Here is an 847-nt window from a genome sequence, read left to right on the forward strand (position 1 = left end):
TGCGCCGCAGCTTGGTCACTTCAGGAATGGTCTCGGCGCGCCCCAGGCTTTCGAGCATGCGCTGGGTATTGCGGGTGCCGGCGCCTACGCTGTCGTCGCCGGCGTTGGTGATGACGAACAGGTGCAGTGCCCCATGGAGGCCGGGATCGCGCCCGCCCCCGAGCTGGGCGGCGGCTGCCTGCTTGATCAGTTCGGCCAACGGCGGCCAGCGAAAGTACTGGTTTTCGATGTAGATGAACTGGGTCGCGTTGTTCACCGCCTGCAGGTAGAGCGTCTCGATGTCGCGTTTGCCCTCCTGGGCCTGGGTGCGCAGGATCTGCGCAATCTGCCGCGTGGCACCGGGGGCGCATTGCAGTTGCAGCCCGACTTGCTTGGCCTGTCGCGATGCCAGCAGGTCCTCGCCGGTTTCCTTGAGCCAGGCCGTGGCGAAATTGTGGTGCAGGTGTTCGAGGATCGGGCCGCTGACCTGGCTGGAGATGTCCTGGCGCGGGGTGTCGCCACGGGGACCGAGGTTGGGGGCCGGTTTGCTGTCCTTGGCACGGTTAAGCGCCGTGTGAGCACTGTTGTCCCAGTACTCGTCGAGCATGTTGTGGCCCATGACGAAACCGACGGCGCTATCCGGGAGTTCGTAGTCGACCAGCACGGTCTTTTGGTGGTGGGTGGCGGTGAGTTTAAGGGTTTGGCGCATCTTCGTGCTGATGTCCGGATCGAGGCTTTCATACTTCACCCAGTGGGAAATTTCAGCCCTTTCTTCCCAACTGAAACCACGACTGACGAATGCTGGCAGGCCGTTCGCGACCTGTTGCGGCGCTTTGCTGCCTGTGACCGCACAGCGGGCAAACCACTC

General features: G+C 63.3%; 1 pseudogene. It reads right to left on the bottom strand.

The window, feature by feature from the left end:
- Positions 1-847: pseudogene (locus tag KW839_RS27305) on the bottom strand (phospholipase); the annotation flags it as partial.

Source organism: Pseudomonas sp. PDM31 (assembly GCF_019218965.1).
GTDB lineage: Bacteria > Pseudomonadota > Gammaproteobacteria > Pseudomonadales > Pseudomonadaceae > Aquipseudomonas.